24 protein-coding genes, 1 tRNA gene and 1 pseudogene are annotated in these 26853 nt (G+C 65.0%); 12 read left to right on the plus strand and 14 right to left on the minus strand.

Features of this window, described 5'->3' with window-relative positions:
- Nucleotides 1–5 precede the first annotated feature (5 nt).
- The 4 genes from N826_RS03615 to N826_RS03630 all read right to left on the minus strand — a co-directional run bounded on the left by N826_RS03615 (nucleotide 6) and on the right by N826_RS03630 (nucleotide 2559).
- Nucleotides 6–1595 carry an ABC transporter substrate-binding protein gene (locus tag N826_RS03615; protein WP_044426034.1) on the minus strand — a complete coding sequence of 530 codons (1590 nt, stop codon included), beginning with the start codon at nucleotides 1593–1595 and terminating at the stop codon, nucleotides 6–8.
- A 181-nt stretch (nucleotides 1596–1776) separates the two neighbouring features.
- Nucleotides 1777–2097: a hypothetical protein gene (locus tag N826_RS03620; RefSeq protein ID WP_044426035.1), complete on the minus strand. Its 321-nt coding sequence runs from the start codon at nucleotides 2095–2097 to the stop codon at nucleotides 1777–1779.
- 67 nt (nucleotides 2098–2164) lie between these two features.
- Nucleotides 2165–2368 (minus strand): hypothetical protein, encoded by a 204-nt coding sequence (locus N826_RS03625; RefSeq protein ID WP_044426036.1) that lies wholly within the window; start codon nucleotides 2366–2368, stop codon nucleotides 2165–2167.
- A 2-nt stretch (nucleotides 2369–2370) separates the two neighbouring features.
- Nucleotides 2371–2559 (minus strand): hypothetical protein, encoded by a 189-nt coding sequence (locus N826_RS03630; RefSeq protein WP_044426038.1) that lies wholly within the window; start codon nucleotides 2557–2559, stop codon nucleotides 2371–2373.
- Between the two features lie 132 nt (nucleotides 2560–2691).
- On the opposite strand from N826_RS03630, the gene N826_RS03635 reads away from it, so the two are divergent.
- Nucleotides 2692–4002 carry a class I SAM-dependent methyltransferase gene (locus N826_RS03635; RefSeq protein WP_084720458.1) on the plus strand — a complete coding sequence of 437 codons (1311 nt, stop codon included), beginning with the start codon at nucleotides 2692–2694 and terminating at the stop codon, nucleotides 4000–4002.
- Between the two features lie 382 nt (nucleotides 4003–4384).
- Here N826_RS03635 and N826_RS03640 read toward each other — a convergent pair.
- A tRNA-Val gene (locus N826_RS03640) sits at nucleotides 4385–4459 on the minus strand.
- A gap of 179 nt (nucleotides 4460–4638) precedes the next feature.
- On the opposite strand from N826_RS03640, the gene N826_RS03645 reads away from it, so the two are divergent.
- Complete coding sequence (locus N826_RS03645) at nucleotides 4639–5466, plus strand: DUF3108 domain-containing protein (RefSeq protein ID WP_044426039.1); 828 nt, start codon at nucleotides 4639–4641, stop codon at nucleotides 5464–5466.
- On the opposite strand, the gene cydB is transcribed toward N826_RS03645, so the two are convergent.
- The 3 genes from cydB to gph all read right to left on the minus strand — a co-directional run bounded on the left by cydB (nucleotide 5460) and on the right by gph (nucleotide 8750).
- On the minus strand, nucleotides 5460–6470 hold the full coding sequence (gene cydB, locus N826_RS03650) for a cytochrome d ubiquinol oxidase subunit II (RefSeq protein WP_044426040.1): 1011 nt from the start codon (nucleotides 6468–6470) through the stop codon (nucleotides 5460–5462). The two genes, N826_RS03645 and cydB, sit on opposite strands and share 7 nt — an antisense overlap.
- A 6-nt stretch (nucleotides 6471–6476) precedes the next feature.
- Nucleotides 6477–7883, minus strand: a complete 1407-nt coding sequence (locus N826_RS03655; RefSeq protein WP_044426041.1) for a cytochrome ubiquinol oxidase subunit I — start codon at nucleotides 7881–7883, stop codon at nucleotides 6477–6479.
- Between the two features lie 192 nt (nucleotides 7884–8075).
- The gene (gph, locus tag N826_RS03660; RefSeq protein WP_044426042.1) at nucleotides 8076–8750 is read right to left on the minus strand and encodes a phosphoglycolate phosphatase; all 675 of its coding nucleotides are present in this window, start codon (nucleotides 8748–8750) and stop codon (nucleotides 8076–8078) included.
- Between the two features lie 154 nt (nucleotides 8751–8904).
- Between gph and glmU the strand changes: the two genes are divergently transcribed.
- The 5 genes from glmU (at nucleotide 8905) to N826_RS03685 (ending at nucleotide 13262) form a co-directional block, all read left to right on the plus strand.
- A complete protein-coding gene (gene glmU, locus N826_RS03665; protein WP_044426043.1) occupies nucleotides 8905–10284 on the plus strand; it encodes a bifunctional UDP-N-acetylglucosamine diphosphorylase/glucosamine-1-phosphate N-acetyltransferase GlmU in 1380 nt (459 codons plus the stop codon).
- Nucleotides 10285–10356: 72 nt separating this feature from the next.
- On the plus strand, nucleotides 10357–10683 hold the full coding sequence (locus tag N826_RS42805) for a hypothetical protein (RefSeq protein WP_052830808.1): 327 nt from the start codon (nucleotides 10357–10359) through the stop codon (nucleotides 10681–10683).
- Nucleotides 10670–11008, plus strand: coding sequence for a HepT-like ribonuclease domain-containing protein (locus N826_RS03675; RefSeq protein ID WP_052830809.1), 339 nt, complete (start codon nucleotides 10670–10672; stop codon nucleotides 11006–11008). The genes N826_RS42805 and N826_RS03675 overlap by 14 nt, the downstream gene beginning before the upstream one ends.
- Before the next feature lie 139 nt (nucleotides 11009–11147).
- On the plus strand, nucleotides 11148–12635 hold the full coding sequence (gene gabD / locus N826_RS03680; RefSeq protein ID WP_373866620.1) for an NADP-dependent succinate-semialdehyde dehydrogenase: 1488 nt from the start codon (nucleotides 11148–11150) through the stop codon (nucleotides 12633–12635).
- Nucleotides 12636–12794: 159 nt separating this feature from the next.
- Nucleotides 12795–13262, plus strand: coding sequence for a DUF4167 domain-containing protein (locus N826_RS03685; RefSeq protein ID WP_084720461.1), 468 nt, complete (start codon nucleotides 12795–12797; stop codon nucleotides 13260–13262).
- Between the two features lie 53 nt (nucleotides 13263–13315).
- On the opposite strand, the gene N826_RS39650 is transcribed toward N826_RS03685, so the two are convergent.
- The 6 genes and pseudogenes from N826_RS39650 to N826_RS03715 all read right to left on the minus strand — a co-directional run bounded on the left by N826_RS39650 (nucleotide 13316) and on the right by N826_RS03715 (nucleotide 20544).
- A complete protein-coding gene (locus N826_RS39650) occupies nucleotides 13316–14194 on the minus strand; it encodes an OmpA family protein (RefSeq protein ID WP_052830810.1) in 879 nt (292 codons plus the stop codon).
- Between the two features lie 344 nt (nucleotides 14195–14538).
- A complete protein-coding gene (mnmC1, locus tag N826_RS03695; protein WP_052830811.1) occupies nucleotides 14539–15804 on the minus strand; it encodes an FAD-dependent 5-carboxymethylaminomethyl-2-thiouridine(34) oxidoreductase MnmC1 in 1266 nt (421 codons plus the stop codon).
- Entirely contained in the window at nucleotides 15801–17027 is a 1227-nt protein-coding gene (locus N826_RS03700) for a DUF2478 domain-containing protein (protein ID WP_044426045.1), read from the minus strand. The genes mnmC1 and N826_RS03700 overlap by 4 nt, the downstream gene beginning before the upstream one ends.
- A 110-nt stretch (nucleotides 17028–17137) precedes the next feature.
- Nucleotides 17138–18039, minus strand: a pseudogene (locus tag N826_RS03705) (manganese catalase family protein).
- 72 nt (nucleotides 18040–18111) lie between these two features.
- Complete coding sequence (locus tag N826_RS03710; RefSeq protein ID WP_044426046.1) at nucleotides 18112–19239, minus strand: zinc-dependent alcohol dehydrogenase family protein; 1128 nt, start codon at nucleotides 19237–19239, stop codon at nucleotides 18112–18114.
- A 102-nt stretch (nucleotides 19240–19341) separates the two neighbouring features.
- A complete protein-coding gene (locus N826_RS03715; protein ID WP_052830812.1) occupies nucleotides 19342–20544 on the minus strand; it encodes an alpha/beta fold hydrolase in 1203 nt (400 codons plus the stop codon).
- A 286-nt stretch (nucleotides 20545–20830) separates the two neighbouring features.
- On the opposite strand from N826_RS03715, the gene N826_RS03720 reads away from it, so the two are divergent.
- From N826_RS03720 to N826_RS03740, 5 genes are read left to right on the plus strand one after another with little or no spacing between them, the layout of a single operon-like run.
- Complete coding sequence (locus tag N826_RS03720; RefSeq protein ID WP_044426047.1) at nucleotides 20831–21859, plus strand: BMP family protein; 1029 nt, start codon at nucleotides 20831–20833, stop codon at nucleotides 21857–21859.
- 26 nt (nucleotides 21860–21885) lie between these two features.
- Entirely contained in the window at nucleotides 21886–23406 is a 1521-nt protein-coding gene (locus N826_RS03725; protein ID WP_044426048.1) for an ABC transporter ATP-binding protein, read from the plus strand.
- On the plus strand, nucleotides 23396–24460 hold the full coding sequence (locus N826_RS03730) for an ABC transporter permease (RefSeq protein ID WP_044426049.1): 1065 nt from the start codon (nucleotides 23396–23398) through the stop codon (nucleotides 24458–24460). Before N826_RS03725 ends, N826_RS03730 begins: the two co-directional genes overlap by 11 nt.
- A gap of 15 nt (nucleotides 24461–24475) precedes the next feature.
- The gene (locus N826_RS03735) at nucleotides 24476–25423 is read left to right on the plus strand and encodes an ABC transporter permease (RefSeq protein ID WP_044426050.1); all 948 of its coding nucleotides are present in this window, start codon (nucleotides 24476–24478) and stop codon (nucleotides 25421–25423) included.
- Nucleotides 25420–26700: an amidohydrolase family protein gene (locus tag N826_RS03740; RefSeq protein WP_425600596.1), complete on the plus strand. Its 1281-nt coding sequence runs from the start codon at nucleotides 25420–25422 to the stop codon at nucleotides 26698–26700. Before N826_RS03735 ends, N826_RS03740 begins: the two co-directional genes overlap by 4 nt.
- Nucleotides 26701–26853 lie beyond the last annotated feature (153 nt).

The following is a 26853-nucleotide window of genomic DNA, read 5'->3' on the forward strand; positions in this document are numbered from 1 at the left end:
GCCGGTTACTTCTTCGATGCCAGCCGGTACAGGTTGTTGTCGAAGCTCGGTCCCCAGATCAGGCCCTTGACGCTTGCGCGCTCGACCGGAACTTCGACCTGCTGGAACATCACGACAAAGGGGCTATCGGTCATCACGACCTTCTGAAGCTCGTGGTAGATCTCCACCCGCTTATCTGCATCGCGCTCGACCACGGCGGCCTTGGTCTTCTGCGTCAGTTCCGGGATGTCCCAGGAATTGCGCCATGCCAGCGTCTTGGACGGGCCGTTGTCGGCATTGTCGGGATTGGAGGCGAAGGTCTCCGCATTGGTGTGCGGGTCCTGATAGTCGGCGCCCCACTGGCCGATATAGATGTCCTGGTTGCGCGACCGGTACTTGGTCAGCGCCTGCTTGCCGTCCATCGGCAGCAGCTCGATCTTGACGCCGGCCGCGGCGGCGCTGGCCTGGATCGTCTGCGCCAGATCGGTCCAGGGCGTCACGTTGCGGACGTCCATGGTGACCGTAAAGCCGTCGGGGTAACCGGCGGCCGTCAGCAGTTCGCGCGCCTTGGCGGGATCGTACTTGAACGGCTTGTCGTCGAGCGAGCCCAAGAAACCCTTGGGCAGGAACGACTGGTGGATCGTCGCGATGCCGTTCATGATCGTCCGGCCCATCGCGTCGTAATCGACCAGGTAGCGGAAAGCCTGACGGACCTCGGGCTTGGCGAGGATCGGGTTCTTCTGGTTCAGGCTGATGTACCAGAGCGTCCCCTTGGGCGCCTCGACGATGCGGACATCCTTGGACGACCGCAGGGCATCCAGCTGCTCCGGCTTCAGGTTGCGGGCGACATCGACGTCGCCCTTCTCCAGCAGCAGGCGCTGGGTCGCCGGCTCGGCGATGTGGCGCAGGATGACACGCTTCATCTCCGGGGCGCCCTGCCAGTAGGCCGGATTGGCATCTAGCGTCAGGGATTCGTTGGCCTTCCACTGGCGGAGCTTGAAGGCGCCCGATCCGGCGGAGTTGGTCTTCAGCCAACTATAGCCGAAGTCGCCGTCCTTCTCGTTCTGCTTCAGCAGCTTGGCATCGACCACGGAGGCAACATCGGCAGTCAGGCAGTTCAGCACGAAGGTCGGCGCATAGGCTTGGTCCGTCTCCATCACCAGCGTTCGAGCATCGGCCGCCTTGATCTTCTGATCGACGTTATCCTTGGTGAAGCCGAACTGCGTCAGGATGAACGCCGGCGACTTGTTCAGCTTGACGGCACGCTGGAGTGAGAACGCGGCGTCCTCCGCGGTCAACGGGTTGCCGGAGTGGAACTTGACGCCGTCGCGGATCTTGAAGGTATAAGTCTTACCGTCCTCGGAAACGGTCCAGCTTTCCGCAACTGCCGGAACGATCTTGCTGGTATCCTTGAGGTCGATACCGATCAGGCGGTCATAGACCTGGGCGCCGTACTCGGCGCCCGACACTTCGAAGATCTCGGCTGGATCAAGGCTGATGATGTCGTCGAACTGCCACGCCATGACGAGGCTGTCCTTCGGCGTCTCGGCGAAAGCCGGTGTCGCCGCCAGTGCTACGAAGGCGGCTCCGATCAGACTCCGGGTGAACTTGTTCATCGAGCAGCCTCTTTCCTGTCCGTACTTTTCTGATGGAATCGCCCGTCCTGCGCGGGGTCGGGACTATTCGTCCCGACCAGGGCGGCGGCGATTGTTCGGGAGAGGATTGACCACCCGGTCAAGCCCTGTCAAGGGCACTGCCGGATTGTTGAATTTTCAGTGATTACATAGCTCTGCATCGTCACGCGGGAGGGTCCCGGCGGCGTTTCCGCCGCCATTCGGTCCAGCGGCGCTCGCCCCGGATCATCAGTCCCGCCGTTGGCCGGCGCAGGAAGGGGACGTCCAAAGCCAGGAGCAGCACGCCCAGGGGAACCATCCAGAAGCCGAGGATCGGCAGGAAACCTAGGAAGCCGCCAACGATCAGGAGGACACCGGACGGTATCCTGATCCAGCGCGCGTCGGGCTTGCGGAGGCCGCCCACGGGCCTCGCTATCCAGCTGGGGAGGCGTCCTTGGAGGCGGTCGAGGCTGCGGTCCAGCCTGCGGTCATCGGTGTTGGTCATGATGCCGCTCAACTGGGGATTCGCAGCCCGACGCTCAAGCGGAATCTGTCAGCCTTATCCAGCCGTGTCAGCTCTTGGTGGCCGGGTCATGGGTATGGTGCCGGTCCCCTTCGCCACCGCCGCCCGAAACGCGGCTGCGGTCCGGATTGGTCGGCTCGCCCGGTGCCGGCTTGTGTTCCTTGGTGTGGTGGGTTTCCGGCTTGTCGGCGTTCTGCTGGCTGCTGCCGGGGCCGCCTTTATGGCGGTTGGTGTCTGCCGTGTTTCTGGACATGATTACCGGTCCTGCTGAAAGCCCTTGTGGGTCGTGTTCTGCTTGATATTGCCCTGCCGGTCCTGCTCCTTGAGGTTGGATGGGGTGCTGTCCACGGACGGCGTGTCCGCCGTGGCGTTGCCTTCGGGGGCGGCGCCGGGCCCTTTGTCGGAGCGGCCTGCGGGCGGGACGGGGGGCGGGTGATTGGACATCGGTTACCTCCGTTCAAAGGTGGATGTCTTCTCTCCAACAGGCGATCGGCGGGGGCGTTCCGGCCGACATTCATTCCGGCGATTGGGCGTGCTATGGAGCGGTTCTTATGTCCGAAAAGGGTGGAGCGAAGCATGGAGCCGGCGGTGGCATCCGACTGCGAGGATATGGCCGGCGGGATGATCGCGGCCAAACGGTACCGGGCGGCGCGGCGTTTGCTGATGGGGCAGGAGGTCTTGACCCGGAATGGACACGCGCTGCTGGGCCGGGCTTATCTGGGAATGAAGGATTACGAGCCGGCGCTCCATCATCTGGGCGTCGCGGCAGAGATGGACCCCGACGACCTGGAAACCCTGATCCATCTGGCGCGAGCCTGCACGGCTTCAGGACGGCCCCATACCGCTATACGGATGCTGGAGCGGGTGACGGCAACTCGTCCCGACCATGCCGAAGCCTGCGAGGCGCTGGCCGGCGCCTACCGCCGCGATGCCCGGTATGCCGATGCGATCCAGTTGGTGAAGGCTGCCGAAGCGGCAGAGGTGCGGACGGGGCAGCTTCTCTATGAAGAGGCGATGTGCCTCCATGCCTTGGGCGAGGCCGCCGGAGCACTGGTAGTGTGGGACAAGCTGCTTGACCTGGACGGCGGTCTGGCGGCCGGCTGGTTCCAGAGTCATGCCGCCGCACTTCAGGTCGTATCGCTGGACGAGGCGCTTCGGCGCCTCCGTCGCGCGGCGGAATGCCATGGAGCTAACGGCAAGTACTGGGCGTTCCTGGCGGCGTACGCGATTTTCGTAGGGGACGAGGAAGAGGCGGCGGCGATCGCCGCCGGACCGCTGGCGGCACGTCCTCATCATAGTGCGCTGATCGATGGCGTTCGGGCCTTGCTGCCGCACCTGTCGGCGGATTTCCGCCTCTTCGGGTGCAGCGGGCATCTGCTCCGGCATGCGGTCGCGGCGGCTGGACAGGCGGGTTTGGTGCTGGAATTCGGCGTTCGGCGGGGAACGTCCACCACCCACATCGCCGAAGCCGCCGGGCAACCCGTTCACGGCTTCGACTCATTTGAAGGCTTGCCGGAGGGTTGGGGAAGCCAGCCGCAGGGCAGTTTCACGACCGAACTGGAACTGCCGCCGGTGCCCGCCAACGTGACGCTTCATGCCGGCTGGTTCGAGGATACGCTAGCACCATTCCTTGCCGGGCATCCCGGACCTGTGCGGTTCGTCAATATCGACTGCGATATCTACTCGTCCGCCCGAACGGTGCTGACAGGACTGGCGGATCGCCTGCGTCCCGGCTCCATTCTGGTATTCGACGAATATATCGGCAACCAGACTTGGCATGAGCACGAGTACAAGGCCTTCCAGGAATTCGTCGCGGAACACGGCACGCGCTACGAATACTTTGCGGCTTGTCCGTTCACGAGACAGGTGGCGGTCAGGATTTTGTAATATCGGTTGCCGAGAAATTCGAAAAGTATTTTGGTGAGGTAAAATCGAAGGTAATTAAATGTTCATAAGGGTTTTGCCAAAATCAGTTCGCGTAAGCCATATTTTGGCCGTTCTCTCTCCCTTCCCGTCATACCAAGACTTGATCTTGGTATCACCTTTCAGGAACTGAGCGGTTGAAATCCGGGCTTCAGGTTGAAATCCTCACGGCAGTTTTCGCCGGGAGATGCCAAGATCAAGTCTTGGCATGACGATAGAGCGGAGGAAAATGCCAGAGTGACGCGCTGCTATGTTCTGGAACAGCGCTTATGGGATCAAGTCCGGGGATGAACAAAAAAACGGGACTCGATCTGAAATCTTGGGGAGTGTCGTCTGTCGAGAGGAATGGTGGGCGCAGTAGGGATTGAACCTACGACCCCACCCGTGTGAAGGGTGTGCTCTCCCGCTGAGCTATGCGCCCATTCCTCTGACCGTCCGGCCCAGGGGCCGTCGCGGCGGAGGCCCTATTTATTGGGCGTCCGATATGATGTCAAGCGTCGGAAACGCCGATCACGAAATTCGGCGCCGGGTTGGATGGCAATTCGCGGGAGCTACATGGATAATCCAGCGTCCACGGTTTTGCGGGAGTCTTCTGTGCGGATGTTCACAACATGGCGGTCCATCGGGAAGGCGGCTCTGCTGGGCGGTGCGGCACTGCTGACCGCATCGCAGGCTGGAGCCGCCGAGCCGGTCAGGCTTGGCTACGCGATCTATGCGGGAGGGTTCCACGTACTGGACGCCTCGATCGTGCTGGATGTCGGGCGCGAGGGCTACATGGTGGAGGTCAATGCCCAGACCCAGGGTATCCTAGGGACGTTTTTCCCTTGGCAGACCTTGGCGCGGTCCGACGGCAGGATGAATGCCGGAGAGGCGGAACCCCGCACCCATAAGCAGACGGGCACGTGGCGCGGCAAGGACCGCGCGGTCGACCTGTACTACGACGGCAGCGGCAGCGTCCTTGCGGAGGTTCGCCCGCCTGACGACCCAGCTGAGCGGGAGCCGGTGCCGCCGGAGATGGTGCCGGGAACCACCGATCCGCTGTCCGCCGTGCTGTCGGTGGCTGGCGCCGTCGCCGTTGGGCGCGGATGTTCGGAGACGGTGCCAGTGTTCGACGGACGGCGGCGCTACGACCTGACGTTCAAGGAGATGGGCAGCAGGAACCTGCCGCCCAGCAAGTATTCCGTCTTCAGCGGCGCCGCCGTCCAGTGTCAGGTCACGTCGAAGGTGCTGGCGGGCAACTGGAAGAAGGACGGCGGTGCCGTCTCCAACGACGAGAAGAGGAAGCCGGTGGCTCTGATGCTGGCTCCGGTCGTCGAGGGGATGCCGCCGGTGCCGGTCCGGCTGGAAGGCGAGAGCCGGTTCGGCGAGGTCATCATGCATCTGACCTCGGCCGAGCCGATCGTATCTTCGGGTGCGGTAGCTCAGTGATACCCAACGCCCTCGGTCACCTTGCCGCGGAACACGTAGTAGGAATAGACCGTGTAGAACAGGATCGTCGGGATCAGGAAGACCATGCCGACCAGCAGGAATTCCTGCGTCTCCGGCGGTGAGGCCGCGTCCCAGATGCTGATGTCAGGCGGAATCACATTGGGCCACAGGCTAACCGCCAGACCCAGGAAGGACAGCAGGAACAGGCCCATCGTGATCACGAAGGGCTGGACCTCCCGCCGGTTGTTGATCGCCCGCCAGAACAGCAGCGCCAGACCGGCCGTCATGATCGGCACGGGCGACAGGTACAGGATGTTCGGCCAGGAGAACCAGCGCTGCGCGATCGTATCGTTGAGCAGCGGGGTCCAGATGCTGACCACGGCGACGAACCCGACGACGACCAGGAACAGCGGCTTCGACAGGTTGAAGGCCCATTCCTGGAGCGAGCCCTCCGTCCGCCAGATCAGCCAGGTGCAACCGAGCAGCGCATAGCCGGAAACCAGCGCCAGCCCCGTCACCACGGAGAAGATCGAGAACCAGTCGAACATGCCGCCGACATAGGCGCGATCCTCGACATGGAAGCCCTGGATGAAAGCTCCCAGCGCCATGCCTTGGACCATGGTCGCGAGCAGCGAACCGAAGTGGAAACTGCGGTCCCACAGGAAGCGGCTGGCGTTCGCCTTGAAGCGGAACTCGAAGGCGACGCCCCGGAAGATCAGGGCGATCAGCATGACCAGCAGCGGCAGGTACAGCGCCGGCAGAATGACCGCGTAGGCGAGGGGGAACGCCGCGAACAGTCCGGCTCCGCCCAGGATCAGCCAAGTTTCATTGAAGTCCCAGACCGGGGCGACCGTGTTCATCATGACGTCGCGGTCGCTGTCCTTGCCGGCGAACGGGAAGAGGATGCCGAGGCCCAGGTCGAAGCCGTCCATCAGCACATACATGATGATCGCGAAGGCGACGATGCCGGTCCAGATCAGGGTGAGGTCCTGCCACCATTCCATCTCGGTTTACTCCGCCGGTTCGATACGTTCATCGGGCAGGGACATCGGCCGCTTCGGGCGGCCCACGTCGGCTACCGCATGGGGTTCGAGATCCTCGTAGGATGGCCTGGGGCCGATCTGGAGCAGGCGCAGGATGTAGTAAGTCCCGGCAGTGAAGATCAGCGCGTAGGTCACCAGAAAGGCGCCGAGCGAGGTGAGCGCGCCGGCGGTCGTCAGCGACGGCGTGACACCATCGGCTGTCCGTACCAAGCCCTGGACCATCCAAGGCTGTCGTCCGATCTCGGTCGTGAACCAGCCGGCGATAATTGCAATGAACCCGATAGGCGTCGTGGCGACGGTGATCCACTGGAACCAACGCGCTTCGAACAACTGCCGCCGCCATGTCAGGAACAGGAAGCCCAAGCCTACGAACAGCATCAAGAAGCCGATGCCGACCATGATGCGGAAGGTCCAGAAAACGATCGGCACATAGGGCCGGTCCTGAGGCGCGAACTGCTTCAGCCCCGGAACCTTGCCGTTCAACTCGTGGGTCAGGATCAGGCTGGAGAGGTAAGGGATTCCGATCTCGAAGTGGTTCTCCTCGGCTTCCATGTCCGGCCATGCGAACAGGATCAGCGGAGCGCCTTCGCCGCCTTCCCAATGGCCTTCCATCGCGGCGATCTTGGCCGGCTGCATCTCCATCGTCTTCAGGCCGTGCAGGTCGCCCAGCAGGATCTGAAGCGGCGCCAGCACGGCGATCATGCCGAGCGCCATCCGGTAGCTGATGCGGGTGTACTCGGCGAACTGGCCCCGAAGGATGTACCAGCCGCTGATGCCGGCGATCACGAAGGACGTCGTCAGGAAGGCGGCGGTGACCATGTGGGCGAGGCGGTAGGGGAACGAGGGGTTGAAGACCACTTCCCACCAGCTCGTCACGAAGAAGCGGCCATCGCGGATCTCGAACCCGGCGGGGGTGTGCAGCCAACTGTTGGACGACAGGATCCAGAACGACGAGATGATCGTGCCTAGCGCCACCATCAGGGCCGCGAAGAAGTGCATGCCGCGCGGCACCCGGTTGCGTCCGAACAGCAGGATGCCGAGGAATGCCGCTTCCAGGAAGAAGGCGGTCACGACTTCGTACTGGATCAGCGGCCCCAGCACGTTGCCGGTGATGTCGGACCAGCGGCTCCAGTTGGTGCCGAACTGGTACGACATGACGATGCCGGACACGACGCCCATCCCAAACGAGATCGCGAAGATCTTCGTCCAGAATTCCGACAGCATCCGATAGACGTCCCGGCCGGTCCGCAACCACAGCGCTTCAAGCACCATGATCCAATTGGCGAGGCCAATAGTGAAGGCAGGAAAAAGAATATGAAAAGATATCGTGAAAGCAAATTGAATACGAGACAACATCAACGGATCGATGTCCATTGTCCGCTCCAGTCCTTGATCTGTGTGCCCCGGAACAGGGCTTTGACGCCCTTGGTTCCGGTACGACGAAGTTTGGAGCCGCATATCGCATTAACCAGTGCGACGACTTGGCATCCCTCTTTCGCGCGATCAATGGGCCTGCGGGCAATAAGTTACGGCGCTGACATCAGCGAATTTCAATAATTCGGGCCTTCAGCGGTTGGCGAGAGTGTCCAGCATGGCAGGCAGTTCGGTGAAGTGGTCGATGATCGCGTCGGCGCCCATCTCGGCGGTGGGGAAGTGCGGGTAGCCGTAGCTGACGGCGATTACCGGGATACCCGCGCCGCGTGCCGCCGCGATGTCGTTGTGGTTGTCGCCGACCATTACGGCCCCGTCCTTGGAAGCGCCCAGGCGCTCCATCACCCAGGAGACATGGCCGCCGTCCGGCTTCCGCACCGGCAGGGTATCGCCGCCCGCAACGGATTCGAAGTAGCGGGCAAGGTCGAGTTGGGCCAGCACTTCGGTCGTGACCCGTTCCGGCTTGTTGGTGCAGAGGCCGAGCTTGAGGCCGCGCGCCAGCAGGAGATCGAGCGTCTCGGGCACGCCGGGAAAGATCGAGTCCAGGGAGGAGGGCTGCTGTTCGTAGTAGTCGAGGAAAGTCTGGTAGATCTCGTCCGACGCCAGCGGGTCGATCTCGGCACCCGTCGCGGCGAAGGCTCGGCGGAGAAGGATCGGCGCGCCGTCGCCGACCATGCCCCTGACCTGCTCCACGCCGATGGTGGGACGGCTGTACCGGGTCAGCAGCTTGTTGACCGCTCCCGTTATGTCCGGGGCGCTGTCGATCAGGGTTCCGTCCAGGTCGAAGATTACGGCTTGAAGCTGAGGCATCCGGTTGTTCCGCGTGAGGGGTGGCTTGGAGTGTCCGTTTGGACGATAATTAGGCAGTTTTGTACAAGTCCGGATCAAGGGCTTTGGCAAGTGCCCAAGGTGTGGCACAAGGGGGCAATCCTCACCTGAACGCAGATCAGACGAAAACCGCACCATGACACTGACACATCATACCGAAACCCGCCGTCCGCTCGCCTGCATTATTCTGGCGGCGGGCAAGGGCACCCGCATGAAGTCGGATCTGCCGAAGGTGCTGCACAAGGTGGCGGGCCGCTCCATGGTCGCCCATGTCGTGGCGGCTGCATCCCTGCTGGCGCCCGAGAAGATCATCGCGGTGATCGGCCCCGGCATGGAGTCCGTCGCGGCGGAGGTCGCACCTCATGCTACCGTCGTTCAGGAGAACCAGCGCGGTACGGGCGATGCCGTGATGGCGGCCCGTGCGCTGCTCGAGGGCTTCGACGGCGACGTGCTGGTGGCTTATGGCGATACGCCGCTCGTGACGGCGAAGACGCTGGGCGCCATGGTCCAGGCCCGTCGGGAGGCTTCCGATCCGGCCGTGGTCGTGCTCGGGATGCGGCCTGCCGTGGCCGGCGCCTATGGCCGGCTTATCCTGGGGGCCGAGGGCGGGCTGGACGCCATCGTGGAATACCTGGACGCGACGGAGGAGCAGCGCGCGGTCACCCTCTGCAATGCGGGTCTGATGGCTTTCGACGGTGCGCGGCTGTTCGGGCTGCTGGACAGCATCGGCAGCGACAACGCGAAGGGCGAGTACTACCTGACCGATGCGGTCGCCGTGGCGCGCGCCGCCGGCCATGCCTGCCGCGTGGTCGAAGCGCCGGCTGACGAGGTCGTCGGCGTCAACTCCCGTGCGGAGTTGGCGGAGGTCGAGCTTATCATGCAACGTAGGCTGAGGGCGGCCGCGATGGCCGCCGGAGCGACACTGGCCGATCCGGAGACGGTCTATTTCAGCCACGATACGCGGCTGGGCCGCGACGTGCTGGTCGGGCAGAACGTCGTGTTCGGGCTGGGGGTCGATGTCGCGGACCGGGTCGAGATCAAGCCGTTCTGCCACCTGGAAGAGGTCATCGTATCGCCGGGCGCCATCATCGGTCCCTTCGCGCGGCTGCGTCCGGGGGCGGAGATCGGCCCCGATGCCCATATCGGCAACTTCGTCGAGATCAAGAACGCCCGCGTTCATGAAGGCGCCAAGGTCAACCACCTGACCTATATCGGCGACGCCACGGTCGGTTCGAAGGCCAATATCGGAGCCGGCACGATCACCTGCAACTACGACGGCTTCTTCAAGAGCCATACGGAAATCGGCGCCGGAGCCTTCATCGGCTCCAACTCCTCGCTGGTGGCGCCTGTAACGATCGGCGACGGCGCCATCATCGGCGCCGGAAGCGTGGTCACCCGTGACGTTCCCGCAGCATCGCTGGCGGTGGCTCGGGGACGGCAGTCGATCTACGAAGGCTGGGCATCCAGCTTCCGCACCCGCAGGGCGGCGGAGAAGGCGGCGAAGGGTAAGAAGTAAACCGGACTGCTGCCCACCTTGGCATGTCCGGACTGGATATCTTATAGTTCGGACATGCAACGGAGACGCGTCATGGGCTATCTCGCACTCGACCGATACAGGAACATCGAAGCGGAGCTGTCAGCCTTCTGCGACCGGTGGAACGTGTCGGAGTTGGCGCTGCTCGACCTGCCGGAAGGGGAGCGGACCGATCCGGACGCGGAGCTCGACGTGCTGGTGACGATCAAGCCGGATGCCGAATGGTCGCTGTTCGACCGCGTCCATATGCAGGACGAGCTGTCGGAGATCTTTGGCCGCAAAGCACATTTCTACAGTTGGACCGGGCTGGTCGAATTCGGCAATCAGCCTCGGGCGCAGCTCTTCCGGTCCGTGGCGCATCCGCTCTATGTTGCTGTCTGACCGGAATGCGGTCGGGCATATTAGCGACGCCTGCCGCCGGATAACCAGCTTCGTGGGACCAGTGCCCGCCGCCGACTTTCACAAGGACCACTGGTGTCTGTCGGCGGTGGCTTACCAGTTGATCATCATCGGCGAAGCTACAAAAAGTCTGTCGCGGGCCTTCCGGGAAGATCATCGTGGTATCGATTGGCGAGGAATGGCAGGCATGAGGGATGTGCTGGCCCATGACTTCCAGGACCTGAATGTCGCGACGATCCGGCAAACCGCAACCCACCACGTACCGGCGCTCGCCTCCGCCATGACCTTGATGCTCAATCGAGCCTGACCGGAGACAGAATCCTTGTTCGGTGCTTTAATCATCGGACCTCGGGCCGGTGAAATCCTGGCGGCGGTGGTTATTTAACAGGACACGGCTGCGGACCATGCGCCGTCCGGAACGAAGAAAAGCCAAGGAGACCACTTCTATGAGCGTCATGACTGAAACCGCCGCACGGCTTGGGCTGAAGGACGCGGACCTGTTGCGCGGGCGGTGCTATGTCGACGGTCAGTGGATCGATGCCGACAGCGGCAAAACCATCGACGTCACCAATCCGGCCGATGGCAGCAAGCTCGGCACCGTGCCGGCTGCCGGGGAGGCGGAGACCCGCCGTGCGATCAAGGCCGCCAACCGGGCCTATCCGGCATGGCGCGCCAAGACCGCGAAGGAGCGGGCGAAGATCCTGCGCACGTGGTTCGACCTGATGATGGCGAACCAGGAAGACCTCGCCCGCATCATGACGGCGGAGCAGGGCAAGCCGATCGCCGAGTCGCGCGGAGAGATCGCTTATGCCGCCTCGTTCATCGAGTGGTTCGGGGAGGAGGCAAAGCGCGTCTATGGCGACACCATCCCCGCGCACCTTCCCGGCCGCCGGCTTGTCGTGACCAAGGAGCCGATCGGCGTCTGCGGCGCGATCACGCCGTGGAACTTCCCGGCGGCGATGATCACCCGCAAAGCCGGTCCCGCCCTGGCGGCGGGCTGTCCGATCGTGATCAAGCCTGCGACCTCGACGCCTTATTCCGCCTTCGCGATGGCAGTGCTGGCGGAGCGGGCCGGTGTGCCGGCCGGCGTGCTGAGCGTGCTGACCGGGTCGGCCAAGGCGATCGGCGGCGAGATGACGACCAACCCGCTGGTCCGTAAGCTGACCTTCACCGGCTCGACCGAGATCGGCAAGCAGTTGATGTCGCAGAGCGCCGGCACGGTGAAGAAGGTTTCGCTCGAATTGGGCGGCAACGCGCCGTTCATCGTGTTCGACGACGCCGACCTGGACGAGGCGGTCAAGGGCGCCATCGCCTCCAAGTACCGCAACACCGGGCAGACCTGCGTCTGCGCCAACCGCCTGCTGGTCCAGAACGGCATCTACGACGCCTTCGTCGCCAAGCTCGCCGAAGCGGTCAAGACGCTGAAAGTGGCGGACGGCATGACCGAAGGCGCCCAGCAGGGGCCGCTGATCGACATGGCGGCCGTGGAGAAGGTCGAGGACCATATCCGCGATGCCTTGTCCAAAGGCGCCCGTGTTGTCGTTGGCGGCGAGCGTCATTCGCTCGGCGGTACGTTCTTCCAGCCGACGATCCTCGCCGATGTCACGACCGAGATGAAGGTGACCCGAGACGAGACCTTCGGCCCGGTAGCCCCGCTGTTCCGCTTCGACACGGAAGAGCAGGCGATCAGGATGGCGAACGACACCGAGTTCGGTCTGGCGGCTTACTTCTACAGCCGCGATGTCGGCCGGGTCTGGCGGGTTGCCGAGGCGCTGGAATATGGCATCGTCGGCATCAACGAAGGCATTATTTCGACCGAAGTGGCACCTTTCGGCGGCATGAAGGAAAGCGGCATCGGACGGGAAGGCTCAAAGTACGGAATCGAGGAATACATGGAGATCAAGTATCTCTGCATGGGCGGCGTCGACGCTTAATAGCGTCTTTCCTCAACGGGTCGCGCGCTCGGATGCGCGACCCAGTTGCCGCACTTCTTGCTAAACCTTGCCGGGTATGGACGATTTTGAATGACCGGAGCTATGAACCGGTCTATTCGAAAGGATCGAACCGGCTGAAATGGCGCGCATCCCGGAACAATGCGCTACCATGGCGGGCCGGACCCAACAAAGGACGAAAAAGTGCCGCCGCCAAGACATAATCGCTCCCCCTATCGTAGCCAATCCCGCGCCCCCGGTCTGGACGGCGGCACTCCCGAACGAGTCCGCGGGGACGCCATGACCAAGCATGCCCGCTATCTGGACCTTGCCCAGGATGCCAAGGCCGCAGGCGACGAAATTACCGCGCAGGGGCATCTGCAATACGCCGAACACTGGTACCGTACCGCCATGGCCGACCGCCGGCCGCCCGAGCCCGTCGAGGAGCTGGTGGGCGAGGACGGCATGGTCATGGACGGCGGCCAGGGACCGGGGCCGGGTGGTCCGAATGGTGGCGGTCCGAACGGTGGCGGTCCCAATGGGGGAGGCCCCAACAACATGGATCGGAAACCCCGGCGTCGCGGTCAGCGTACCGGTCCGTTGCGCCGTCGTCCGCCGCCGGAAGCATGACGCTCTCCGGCGTCGGCCTTCCGGTCTGACGCCTCGCGCGCCCGCTTCCCGGTTCAGCGCATCTCGTTGACGGAAACCAGGATGCCGACACACCGGTTCAGCGGTTCTGAAATACCGTCGTCCGTCGGCATCGGCATCTTGGCCTCGCCCATTCCGACAGTCTCGATGAGGTCGGCGGGAACCCCTGCGCGTTCCAGCAGGCTGGCGACCGAGCCGGCTCGCGCCAGCGCCAGTTCCTGATTGAAGGCGGTAGGCCCGACCGTGTCGGCGTATCCGACCACCTTGACCGCGCGGACCTGAAGATCGGAGATGAACCGGCTGGCGGTCAGCGTCTTCCGCTCGCCGCCGGGCGTCAGGTTGGCGCTTCCCGGATTGAAGTGGATCTCCTGGATCTTGAACTGCATCTGGCTCAGATCCGGGTTGACGCCGGTCATCCGCGCCTGGGCGGGCACGACGGATGGGTCCGATGGCAGCCGCTCCGCCGGTGCGATGGCCACGGCCTGCTGGATCGAGCCGCCGATGTGGCCTGCCGGGATGTTGGCCGGGATCGCGTCAGGTTTCCTTGCCGGAGGCCGCGCCGGCTTTTCAGTCTTTGCGACTGCGGGCTTCTCGGGTTTGCGCGGAGGTGTCGCTGCCTTGGGCACGTGAGCCGTCTGGGGCTTGGCCGGAGGCGGGGCGACGGTGGCGGGGCGGGGCACTTCGGCGGCCGGCGGCTCCGGAGTGGATTGCGAGGGAGGTGGCGGAGCGGCGGTGTCCTCGACAGTATCCTGAGCGGTATTCCGCTCGGTGTCCTGTGCGACCGCTTGCTCCGGCGCCTGCGACTCGTCAGGCGGGATCGACTCGCCGCCGGCGGCTGGCTCCTCCCCGGAGGTGCCCTCGACGATTTCCGGTTCCGTGATGGGCGCGGTCGTCGTGTCGGCCGGCGGATTCACCGCGGCCTGCTCTTGTGGCGGCTGTTCTGGTGCCTTCTGACTTTCGGTGATCGAATCCGGTGGTGCCGCCGTGTCACTTTTCTGTTCCGGCTCGCTGTCGCATGCTGCAAGAGCAAAAGCTAGCGCAAGACTAATCAAGCAGGCTTTTCGCTGCTTCATCCACGAATTCATTATCGGCCCCGTTTCCCCAAAAACCTACGAAACGGACCGTAGCCACCGGGAACGATAATTAGCCTGTGGCAATTCGTGGACGCGTTCGCCTTGTAGTCACACTGTGTCCTTGTATGCACAGTTCTTTTGAGCGAGACTGTCCGAACGGATTATTTCAGTACCTTTTGAACTAATCAAATCTTCGAGCGCTTCAAGTCGCGCACCAGAAAACGGGCGGGATGAAGTGCCGCGGCAGTCTCGGCGCCGACTGGCCAGGGACCACCGGAGATCTGTGCCGCGAGTAATTCGCCGGCCAGCGGAGCGGTTACCAGGCCGCGTGCCCCGAGTCCCGCGATCACCCAGAGGCCGGGATGGCAGACCGCCTCGCCGAATGTCCGCTCCAACCGTCCGTGCCTGAGACCGGCGAAGTCTTCGACGAACCGCCCGACGAGGGGCACCGGGCCGGTCAGCGGCAGATGGTCGGTGGTCATGGCGCGAAGCGAGGCTCGACCGCCAAGGACGCAGTCCGGGTCCAGCAAGCCGGGAAACCGCGTTTCCAGCTGGGCAAGGTTGCGGGCGTCGTCGGCGGCAACGGCGTACTGGCGGTTTGCCGGGATGACGTCTTCGACATGGTCGAAGGTGGCGCCGATCACGTGCTCGCCGCTGGTCGCCCGGATGATGTAGCCGTCGTGACTGACGACGCAGCGCTGCCGGGAGCTTCGCTCACTGGCTCGGACCATGCTGATCTGGCCGCGCCGTGGCGAAAGCGGCAGCCAAGCCGACTGTTCGAACATCCTGGCGTCGATGCCGTTGGCAAGGATCACGGCGTCAGCCGGCTCCAGGCTGTCATGGGCGTGCCACAGCTTGCCGTCATGCCGGAGAGCGGTGACGGCGATGCCGGTCCTGACCTCGGCTCCCGCCAGCAAGGCACGGCACAGCGACCCAGGCTCGATCCAGCCGCCCTGGGGAAACCAGAGCGATTGGCAATCGATGGGGGTGCCGGCGATGGGGATGCCGGCCAGTTCCGAAGCTTCCGCCGGACCGACGGGACGCATCATGTCGGGGGGCAGGAAACCGGAGCGCAACGCCGCGTCGCGCTGGCGGACCTGCCGCTCGCCGGCGCAGAGCTGAAGCACGCCGCAGGCTTGGCGCGTGACCGCCTGTCCCAGACGGGCCAGTTCCGCAATGCCATGGCGGAAGGCTGCGGCATGGAAATCGCGCTCGGGAGAACAGCCGGCCACGATGCGTGGCATATGGATGCCCGCCGGATTGCCGGATGCCCCGGCGGCGACGTGGCCGTGCCGCTCCGCGACGGTGACCCGCCAGCCGCGCCGGATCAGGGCCGCCGCCGTCGCCGCCCCCGCGATGCCGGCGCCGATGATGAGGGCATGGCCGGGGAAGGCCGCCGGAGGAGGTGGGCGAAACCAGGGCGGCAGCGCCGCCCGCCGGCTGTCGCTCATCCCGGCCGGCGCAACGTGACCTGCCGTCCGAACTGGCGGAAGCCGCGGGGCGTAGCACCTTCGGCTATGCATTGCGCCATGCCCGCCGGATCGTCGACGATGAAGCCGGCCAGGATCTCCACGCCGTAGCTGAACAGCCGTGGTGTCAGGGGCGTGCCCGGGCCGGCCAGCGCCACGCGCGCCCCGCGTGCCAGATCGAGCAAGCGCGGCAGCGAGCGGTTGGCGATGGTCGAGGCCGTGATGACGGCGGCGGCGCAGCCGGGCAACAGCCAGTCGGCGGCGGCGGCCGGATACTCGTGAGCGTCGGGCTGGGCATCGACCACGAGGGCGTTGGGCAGGCGGCGGGCGATATCGGGGAAGGAGCCGATCGCGACGACGCGGCCTTCCTCCTCCGCGAAGGCGTCCAGACCGTTGCCGCCGGCTACTTCCAGGCCGGGACGATTATAATGGGCGTTCAGGGCGGCAAGGCCGACGGCCGCTTCGAACAGGTCGATGGAGTTGACGAGGCCGGCCAGGTGCCGAAGCCCCTGTGCCGCCATGTCATCAAGCAAGCGACCGGCCTGGTCGGCGCCGCGCGGTATCCGCGCCAGCCCGCATGCTTCCGGCCCTTCGATCAGCAGCCAATGGGCGCTGCGCGTGATCCGGGCGACGGAACCATCTTTGACGCCGAGCAGGAGGTCCTGGTAGAGCCGCTGGCTTCCCCACCACTGCCAGAGCGCCGCATCGTCCGGGCGCAACAGGTCGCAGTGGCCGCCGCTGAACTCCATCCACTCGTCGATCAGCCGTCCGGCAACCGACGTGAGCACCGGCAGGCCTTCCGACATGGCCAAAAGAAGCTCGTCCGACAGGCCGCCGCCGCCTTTTTCCAACCCGCCGAACTTGTTGACGACGACGAGGTCGGGCTTGCCGGACAGCGAGGCGCGCAAGCGGGAACCAGCCTCGGCGATTCCGCCCGGATCGACCCGGCAGGAATTCGATCCGGCGCCGAGATCCTGCGAGATGCGGATCGCCTCGCCGCTTCCGAGATCGATCAGGTCCATGACGCAAGCGCAGTCATCGCCCGCATCGCCGTTGCGCTGGATCAGGCCGGCGACCTTGAAGCCTCTGCTCTGGATTTCACGCGCGAAATCGCCCAGCAGCGTATCGGTCATGGCCTTCGGGCCATGGATAACGGCGCCGGGCTTCAGTGCCGGCATAGAGACGGGCACCATTCCCACCGCCATCTCCCCATATTCCTTAAAACTACCTCGTCGAATGAGGTGTGGCAGGAGTTTAGGCCATGGCGGTGGAGGTGTCACGACCCGGGGAGGCGCCGGGCCGTGACGTTCCGAGTTTACATCTGCTCCTTCTGCGCGCCGGAACCGTCCCGCGCCGGGCCGAGTACCGGCTCGTCTCCCATCGGAGTTGCCTGCACCGCCGTGAACTGTCCCTTGCCGTCCATCGACGGACCGGCGCTGTAACGGCCGGCGGGGGGAGGATTGCCGTCCTTGTCGGTGCCGAAGAAGGCGTAGCTGAATTCCTGCTTCTCCAGGCTCTGGTCGAAGCTGTTGGGGATCGGCAGTGCCGCGGTGCCGCCCAGTTCCTCGATCACGGCCAGCCACTGCTGCTGGTGCATGGTGTCGCGGGCGATCAGGAAGCTCAGCATGTCCTTCATGCCGGGATCGTGCGCGGCGTTGTAGAGCCGGACCGCCAGCGTCCTGCCGGTTGCCTCGGCGGTGACGTTAGCGAACATGTCGCCGGCAAGGTTGCCGCTGGCGTAGACGTGCGAGCAGTCGAACGGAACGCCGTCGGAGTTGCCGGGGAATGCCGCCAGACCGGTGGAGAGCAGGTGCTTATGAAGCATGCCCTCCACCATGTGGCGCGGACGCTCGCCGCCCATCACTGCATTGACGACAGGGTTGGCTGCCGCCGCGGTTTCCTGGAGCGACAGCGGCGCTTCCTCCAGGTTCAGGGCGACGGCAGTCGCCAGCATCTCGATATGGCCGATTTCTTAGTCGCGGTATGAAGAAGCATGTCACGATACTTGGTCGTCGGACCGCGTGCACCCCATGCCTGGAAGAAGTACTGAAGACAGACGCGGATTTCTCCTTCGATGCCGCCGATGGCTTGTTGTAGCTGCCGCGCGAACAATGGGTCGGGAGTTTCGACACGGACCGGATACTGTAAGCGCTTGTCGTGATAGTACACGGGTCTGTCCTCTGTATTACGGGAAGGTGCCCCCGCAAACAGGACCACGCGCCGCCTGTTATCGGTTGAAATTGCAGTAAATCGAAAGAGGAAAACACGACCGATCGATATCCGGATCAGCTAGAACATGATGAGCTGGCGCACGGCGGTTCCGTCCGCCAGCTTGTCGAACGCCTCGTTGATCTCGTCCAGCTTGATGTGGTCGCTCATCAGGGCATCGACCGGCAGCTTGCCTTTCTTGAACAGGCGGATGTAGCGCGGGATGTCCCGGCTGGGGATGCCGCCGCCGAGATAGCTGCCCTTCAGCGTCCGCTCCTCCGCCACCAGGGTCACGGCCGGGATCGACATCATCTTGGACGGGTTCGCCAGCCCGGATGAAACGGTGGTCCCGCCGCGTTTTGTGATCCGGTAGGCCATTTCCAGCGCCGGGGCCGAACCGGCCATCTCGAAGGCATAATCGACTCCGCCGCCGGTCGCCTGCTTGATGGCGGCTTCGACATCCGGAGCGCCGGCGTTGAAGACATCGGTGGCGCCCAGTTGCCGGGCAAGGTCGAGCTTGCGGTCGATCATGTCGATGGCGACCACTCGGTCGGCACCCGCCATGATGCAGCCGAGCATCGCGTTGAGGCCGACGCCGCCCAAGCCGATCACGGCGACGCTGGCTCCGGCGAAGACCTTGGCGGTATTGACGACGGCGCCGACTCCCGTCAGCACGGCACAGCCGAACAGCGCCGCCTCGTCGAACGGGATGTCGGGGTCGATCTTCACGGCGGAGCGAGCGGACACCACGGCGTATTCGGCGAAGGCGGAAACGCCGACATGGTGATGGACCGGCTTGCCATGCGGTCCGGTGATCCGCATGCCGCCGCCCAGCAGGGTGCCGGCCGCGTTGGCCGCGGCACCCGGTTCGCACAAGGCGGGCCTGCCTTCGGAGCAGGGGCCGCAGCGGCCGCAGCTCGGCACGAAGACGAGGGCGACATGGTCGCCCGGCTCGAAGCCTTGGGTACCTTCGCCGACCTGCTCGACGATGCCCGCCGCTTCATGGCCGATCGCCATCGGCATCGGGCGGGGCCGGTCGCCGTTGATGACGGACAGGTCGGAGTGGCAGAGGCCGGCGGCCTTGATCCGGACCAGCAACTCGTCGCGGCCGGGAGGCGCCAGCTCGACTTCCTCGATATGCAGGGGCTTGCTGTCGGCATAGGGGCGGAGAAGCCCGATTTCATGCAGGACGGCGGCTCTGGCCTTCATGGTTCCGCTTCCTCGAGTGGTGTGCGTTTCTCGTTATCCGACTTCATTGATAACCGATTACACCATCCCAAGGGGTGGAAAAGCGGAAAGGATGGGGCCGCGTTACGGCAGGCGGCGCAGCACGGTGTCGAGTGCGGCTGCGCCGTCGCGCGAGTGCCATGAACCGGCCAGCGCGCCGTCCGGACGCAGCCGGTAGCGGAGCTGGTTCAAGTCCGGCTCGTCGAACACGAGCTCGCCCTTGGTGAAACGGCCGTTTCGGCGGGAGGACTCGGCGCGTTCTTCCGGGACAAGGCCGGCGCCCAGCAGGTAGGTCGCGGAGACGCGCTCACCCTCAGCCTCTCTCGTGACGCTGTCGATGCGCAGCGTCACTTCCCGGCCGTTCCGGTAGAAGCCGTACCAGGAGCCTTTCAGGTCGAAGCTGGCGGCAGGGCTTGCCGCCGCCAGGGTGGCGCCGACGCGGACCGGTTTTCGGTCGGCAGCGGGACGCCGTCCCCAGGGAGATTCGCAAGTCTCCTCGTCAGCATCCGTGCGGATGGAACCGGCAATGAACCGGCCGATGCAGGAGGCGAAACGGCGGGCAAAGAGGCCGCTCGCCGCTGCCGAATGGCCGATCAGGTCGGCGGGCTGGTCGATGATGAGGTCGCGTGACCGCCGTTCGGCGGCAGCCAGGATGGCGCGGGAGGCATCGGCCCGGCCGCCGGGATCGTAGGAGTCGCCGTGGAAGAAGACCAGCATGACCGGAGTGTCGCCGATTTGCCCGAGCAGGCGGTAAAGCTCGGTAGCATTGGCCCGCCATGTTTCGAACGACTCGGAGAAGCTGCCATAGGCGGCGGGCGCCGTGGCGATCACGGCGTCCGCTACGCCATCTTCCGCAACGGCGGCCAGCGCCGCGAAGGCGCCGAAGCTCTGGCCGGCGACGCCGATCCGCTGGTAGCCCTGGGCGCGCAGGTCGCGCGCGGCTCTGGCTAGCCGGGACGCCGTGCCCGACAGGCTCTCCGCCTCGCGCAGGCGGTTCAGCCGGAAGGTGTCCCAGCCCTGTTCGCCCAGCGCCTTGACATAAGGCGGGGTGGGAGAACGCGAGTCCTCGTCATGCATCGAAAGGCCATGCGCCCAGATCACGGCGCCGGAGGCTTGGGCGGTGCCGAGCGGCGTCCGCTCCGGAGTAGCGGGCTCCACCCACATGGTTGGCTTGACCGGAGCTGCCGAGGCCGGCAACGGTATCGTAGCTTGAGCGGTCAGCAGAAGCACCAGCGCAATGCCTGCCGATACCCAGTCCGTCCGGTCCCGAAGCCAACGCCAACCCATCGCCGCAACCCGATTTCCATGTATCCACGCTCCGGTTGAGCATCAGGCAGCCGTAGTGAAAAATAGGTTAGGATCGGGGACTCATCCGGTTGCGACATTGCGGCCGGCCCGCATTTCTCGATAAATGCCGCCCATGCCCAGGTATTAGGCAGGATCTGGACAGACGCCGCAAAGCTATGCTCCTCTCGGACGGAGAGGGGCCGTGGCGTCACGTCCTGGTCCGTGGCATGAGGGTTGCTACCGGGCTGAGATGACAAAGAAAATACCGGATAGAGGGGCTGACGGGATGAGCGGGTTTTCAGGACGCAGGATCGGGCGGCGGGTTTTGCTGGCGGCGACCGGGATCGTGGCGGGTGCCTTGGCGCTGACGGGTGGAGCCACTGCTGGCTTCGCCCAGGACAAGACCAAGATCAAGGTCGCCAGCGTCTATACCGTTCCGATCGAGCAGCAGTGGGTCGGACGCATCCACAAAGCGTTGAAGGAAGCCGAGTCTCGGGGCGAGATCGAGTATGTCTGGGCCGAATCGGTGGCGGCCACCGACTACGAGCGGGTGATGCGCCAGTATGCCGAGGCCGGCCAGCAGCTTATCGTTGGCGAGTCTTTCGCGGTTGAGCGGCCGGTGCGCGCGGTCGCCAAGGATTACCCCAAGACGGCTTTTCTGATGGGGTCGAGCTTCGGGCCGGCGGGGTCGAACCTGTCGGTGTTCGACAACTTCATCCAGGAGCCGGCCTACCTGACCGGGTTGATCGCCGGCGGCATGTCGAAGTCGGGCATCATCGGCATGGTCGGCGGATATCCGATTCCGGAAGTGAACCGGCTGATGAACGCCTTCATGCAGGGCGCCCGCGAGACCAACCCGCAGATCAAGTTCATGGTCAGCTTCATCGGCTCGTGGTTCGATCCGCCCAAGGCCAAGGAAGCGGCCTTCGCGATGATCGACCGTGGTGCCGACATCATGTATGCCGAGCGCTTCGGCGTGTCGGACGCCGCCAAGGAGCGCGGCAAGCTGGCGATCGGCAACGTGATCGACACCCAGGCGCAATACCCCGAGACGGTGGTCGCGAGCGCCCTGTGGCATATGGAGCCGACCATCTTCCGCGCCATCGCGGCGGTTCGCGAGAACAAGTTCAGCGCCGAGGACTACGGCCAGTTCAGCACCATGAAGTTCGGCGGGTCGAGCCTGTCGCCGCTGGGGACCTTCGAGAAGAAGATCCCCGAGGCTGTGTTGGCCAAGGTCAAGGAGCGTGAGCAGGAAATCCGCGACGGCCTGTTCCGCGTCGACGTCAACGACAGTGAGCCGAAGTCGTCGATGTGATGAAGCCCAGGAGTTAAGGGGGCTTCATGCACGAGGTCGTACTGAGATTGGCAGGGGTGACCAAGCGCTTCGGCGCTCTGGTCGCCAACGACGATATCTCGCTGGAGCTTCGGCGCGGCGAGGTCATGGCGCTGCTGGGGGAGAACGGTGCCGGCAAGACGACGCTGATGAACATCCTGTTCGGCCATTACGTGGCCGATGAGGGGAGCATCGAGGCGTTCGGCAAGCCGCTGCCGGGCGGATCGCCCAAGGCGGCGCTGGCCGCTGGCATCTGCATGGTGCATCAGCACTTCACCCTGGCCGACAACCTGTCGGTGCTGGACAACGTGATCCTGGGGACGGAGCCGCTGTGGCGTTTCCGGTCGGATCGCGGCGCCGCGGCCGCCAAGCTGTCGGCGCTGGCGGAGCGGTTCGGCCTGACGGTCGATCCCGCGGCGCCTGTGGGCAGCCTGTCGGTGGGGGAGCGCCAGCGGGTCGAGATCCTGAAGGCGCTCTACCGCGATGCCCGCATCCTGATTCTGGACGAGCCGACGGCCGTCCTGACGCCGCAGGAAAGTGAACGGCTGTTCTCGACGCTGAAACTGCTGACGGCGGAAGGGCTGGGCGTCATCTTCATCAGTCACAAGATGAACGAGGTGATGGCCGCCAGCGATACCGTCGGCGTGCTGCGCGGAGGCAAGCTGGTGGCGATCCGCCGCACGGCGGAGACGGACCGAAGCGAGCTGGCGGAGCTGATGATCGGCCGGACGCTGAAGGCTCCCGCCGTCGAGCCGATGGAGCCGGCGGAGCCGGTGCTGACTTTGGCCGGGGTTACCGTGCGGGCGGCGCGCGGCATGCTGGACCGGGCCGACCTTGTCGTTCGGCGGCATCAGATCGTCGGCATCGCCGGCGTTTCCGGCAATGGGCAGGCGGCGCTGGCGGATCTGGTCAGCGGCCTGGGCGTGCCGGACGATGGGCGGCTGGAGGTCTTCGGCAAGCCGGTCGTGGTGGCGGGACCGCTGGAGATGGTCAAGCGCGGCGTGGCGCGCATTCCGGAGGACCGTCACGCGACCGGGCTGGTCGGCGACATGGCGGTCTGGGAGAACCTGATCGCCGAACGGGTCCGGCTGCCGGAATTCTCGCGCCTCGGGTTCCTGAGGCGGGATGCCGCCAGAGCGCGGGCGCGAGAGGTCATCAAGGACTACGACGTGCGCTGTCCGGGACCGGACGCGGTGTCGCGGCTGCTGTCCGGCGGCAATATGCAGAAGCTGATCCTGGGCCGGACGCTCAGCTACAAGCCGGGACTGATCCTGGCCAACCAACCGACGCGCGGGCTGGATGTCGGCGCCGTCGCCTATGTCCATGAACAATTGCTGGCGGCTCGCAAGGCCGGAGCGGGAGTGCTGCTGATTTCGGAGGATCTGGACGAGTTGCTGGCCCTGGCCGATCAGGTCGCGGTGATCCATCGGGGACGCCTGTCGCCGCCGATGCCGCGCGCCGCCGTAACGATATGTCAATTGGGATTAGCCATGGCCGGACATTGGGAGGAGTTGCCCGATGTGGCTTGAACCGCGCGAGCATGTCTCGGTCGCGGTCCGCGTGCTGGCTCCCGTCGGGGCCGTGGTCGCGGCGCTGGCGCTGTGCGCCGTGCTGATCGCCTGGACGGGAACGGGAGTGGTGCAGGCCTACGGACTGCTGTACCAGGGCGCGCTGGGCTCGCAATTCGCCCTGGCCGAGACGCTGACGCGGGCTACCCCGCTGATGCTGACGGGTCTTGCGGTGGCGGTGGCGTTCCGGGCGAAGCTTTGGAACATCGGGGCCGAAGGGCAACTCTACGCGGGCGCCCTGGTCGCCGTGCTGCTGGGGAGCGGACCGCTGGAGCTTCCCGCCTGGGCGCTGCTGCCGATCGTCCTGATCGGCGGAGCGCTGGCGGGGTCCTTGCTGCTGGTCGGCCCGACCGTGCTGAAGACGCGGTTCGGCGTCGACGAGGTCGTGACGACGCTACTGCTCAATTTCATCGTGCTGCTGTTCGTTTCCATGATGCTGGAAGGACCGTTGAAGGACCCGATGGGTATGGGCTGGCCGCAGAGCGCGCCGGTGCTGCCGGAGGCGGAGTTGCCGAAGCTGGTGGAGCGCTCGCGGCTTCACTGGGGACTCGTGCTGGCGATGGCGGCATCCGTCGTGCTCTGGGTGATGAACACCCGAACGGTGTGGGGCTACGAAATCAAGGCGGTCGGCGCCAATCCGCGCGCGGCCGGGTTTGCCGGGATTGCCGTGAACGGCGTGATGCTGCGGGTGGCCTTGCTGTCGGGCGGACTGGCCGGGCTGGCGGGAGCCGCCGAGATCGCCGGGCTGCGCGGATACCTGACGTTGGACCTGTCTCCGGGCTTCGGCTACAGCGGTATCGTCGTGGCGATGCTGGCCCAGCTTCATCCGCTGGCGGTGGTGGCGGCTTCGGTGTTCGTCGCCGGGATCTTCGTCGGAGCCGACGCCATGAGCAGAAGCGTGCCGGTACCGAACTACATCGCCGACGTCCTGGTGGCGGTCAGCCTGCTGTGCATCCTGGTCGCGGGCTTCCTGGTGCGGTACCGGGTGCGCCTGTCCGGGGTCCGGGCCGGATGAGGGGCGGGAGGGAACATGACTGACATTCTCGACCTGCTGGCATCGGCGGCGTTCTGGACGGCCACTCTGCGGATCGCGACGCCCTATATCCTGGGCACGCTGGGGGAACTGGTCTGCGAGCGGGCCGGGGTGCTGAACCTGGGCATCGAAGGCATCATGACGCTGGGCGCCATGGCCGGCTGGATGACCGTCTACCAGGGCGGCGACCTGTGGACCGGCGTGATGGTCGCAGCCTTGGCGGGCGGCATGCTGGGACTGCTGCATGCGCTGCTGACGGTGCCCCTGGGACTGTCGCAGCACGTCACCGGGATCGGCGTCACGCTGCTGGGGACCAGCCTGTCCTATTACGTCTACCGTATGGTGCTGCCTCAGGTTTCCAGCCCGCCGACGATCGAGCCGTTCCAGCCTTGGGCGGTTCCGGTGCTGTCGGAAATCCCGGTGATCGGACAGGCGCTGTTCAACCAGACGCCGCTGACCTATGCGGCACTGGCGGCGGTCGGGCTGGTGGCCTGGGTGCTGTACCGGACGCCGCTGGGTCTGGGGGTCAGGATGGTCGGCGAGAACCCCGCCGCGGCTGAGGCACAGGGGATCAGCGTGACGGCGGTCCGGATGGGGGCGGTCGTCTGCGGCAGCGCGCTGATGGCGGTGGGCGGGGCATTCCTGACGCTGTCCGCCTTTAACGCGTTCTTCTTCAACATGATCAATGGCCGGGGCTGGATCTGCATCGCCCTTGTCGTGTTCGCCTCGTGGCGGCCGGGCAAGGCGTTGCTGGGTGCGGTGCTGTTCGCGGCATTCGACGCCCTGCAATTGAGATTGCAGCAGATCGTTGGCCCGGCCCTGCCTTATCAGGTGTTTCTGATGTTGCCTTATGTGCTGAGTATCCTGGCCCTGGTGCTGATGTCCCGGCGCGCGGCCTATCCGCGCGCGTTGATGATCCCATTCAGGAAAGGGGAGCGGCATTGATGGACCTGATCATACGGAACGCCAATCTGCCCGACGGGCGCGTCGGGATCGATATCGGGATCGAGGGCGGACGAATCGCGGCATTGGAGCAAGGGCTCCAGGCGAGCGCACCCGAGGAGATCGATGCAACCGGCCGTCTGGTGACGCCGCCCTTCGTCGATCCGCATTTCCATATGGATGCGACGCTGAGCTATGGGTTGCCCAGGGTCAACCGGTCGGGGACGCTGCTGGAGGGCATCGCACTCTGGGGCGAGTTGAAGCCCCTGCTGACCCAGGAAGCGCTGATCGAGCGGGCGCTCGAATACTGCGACTGGGCGGTCGGGCGCGGGTTGCTGGCGATCCGCACCCATGTCGATATCTGCGACCCCAGGCTGCTGGCTGTGGAAGCTCTGCTGGAGGTCAAGCGGCGGGTAGCGCCATATCTCGACCTGCAACTGGTGGCCTTTCCGCAGGACGGCTATCTGCGCTATCCGGGCGCGCCGGAGCTTCTGACTCGGGCGCTGGACATGGGCGTCGACGTCGTCGGCGGCATCCCGCATTTCGAGTGGACCATGGCCGACGGAGCGGCATCGGTGCGGATGCTCTGTGAGATCGCGGCGGAGCGGGGGCTTCGGATCGATCTGCATTGCGACGAAACGGATGACCCAATGTCGCGCCATATCGAGACGCTGGCGTTCGAGACTCAGAGAGTCGGATTGCAGGGCAGGGCGGTCGGCTCGCACCTGACGTCGATGCATTCGATGGACAACTACTATGTCAGCAAGCTGATCCCGCTGATGGCGGAGGCCGGATTGGGCGCGATCTCCAACCCGCTGATCAACATCACGATCCAGGGACGGCACGACACCTATCCGAAACGACGCGGCATGACGCGGGTGCCGGAGCTAATGGCGGCGGGGCTGACCGTCGCGTTCGGGCATGACTGCGTGATGGACCCGTGGTACTCGCTGGGCTCCGGCGACATGCTGGAGGTCGCCGGCATGGGCGTCCACGTGGCGCAGATGACGTCGATCGACGGCATGCACGCGTGCTTCGAAGCTGTGACGACGAATGCAGCAAAGCTGATGGGACTGGAAGGCTATGGGTTGGTGCCAGGGTGCAACGCCGATCTCGTAGTGCTTCAGGCGAGTGGCGTGGTTGAGGCGGTACGATTGAAGGCGACTCGCCTGTTCGTGCTGCGCCGGGGCAAGGTGGTGAGCCGGATGGCTCCGGCCGAAGCGATGCTGAACCTGGAAGGACGGCCGGCACGGACTGGGTTCGCAATCACCGGACGGTAAAGCGCGTCAATTCCACGCGTGGCGCGGTACAGCCGCATTCCCTATGGAGAAAGTGCGGACAGCGACCGGGAATGTCCCGGCCGCCTCCGCTACTGAGGGAGTAGAACGATGAGCAAACATCGTTTCACTCTCTGGATCAGGCTTAAGGCGTTC

Source organism: Skermanella aerolata KACC 11604, assembly GCF_000936425.1.
GTDB lineage: Bacteria > Pseudomonadota > Alphaproteobacteria > Azospirillales > Azospirillaceae > Skermanella > Skermanella aerolata.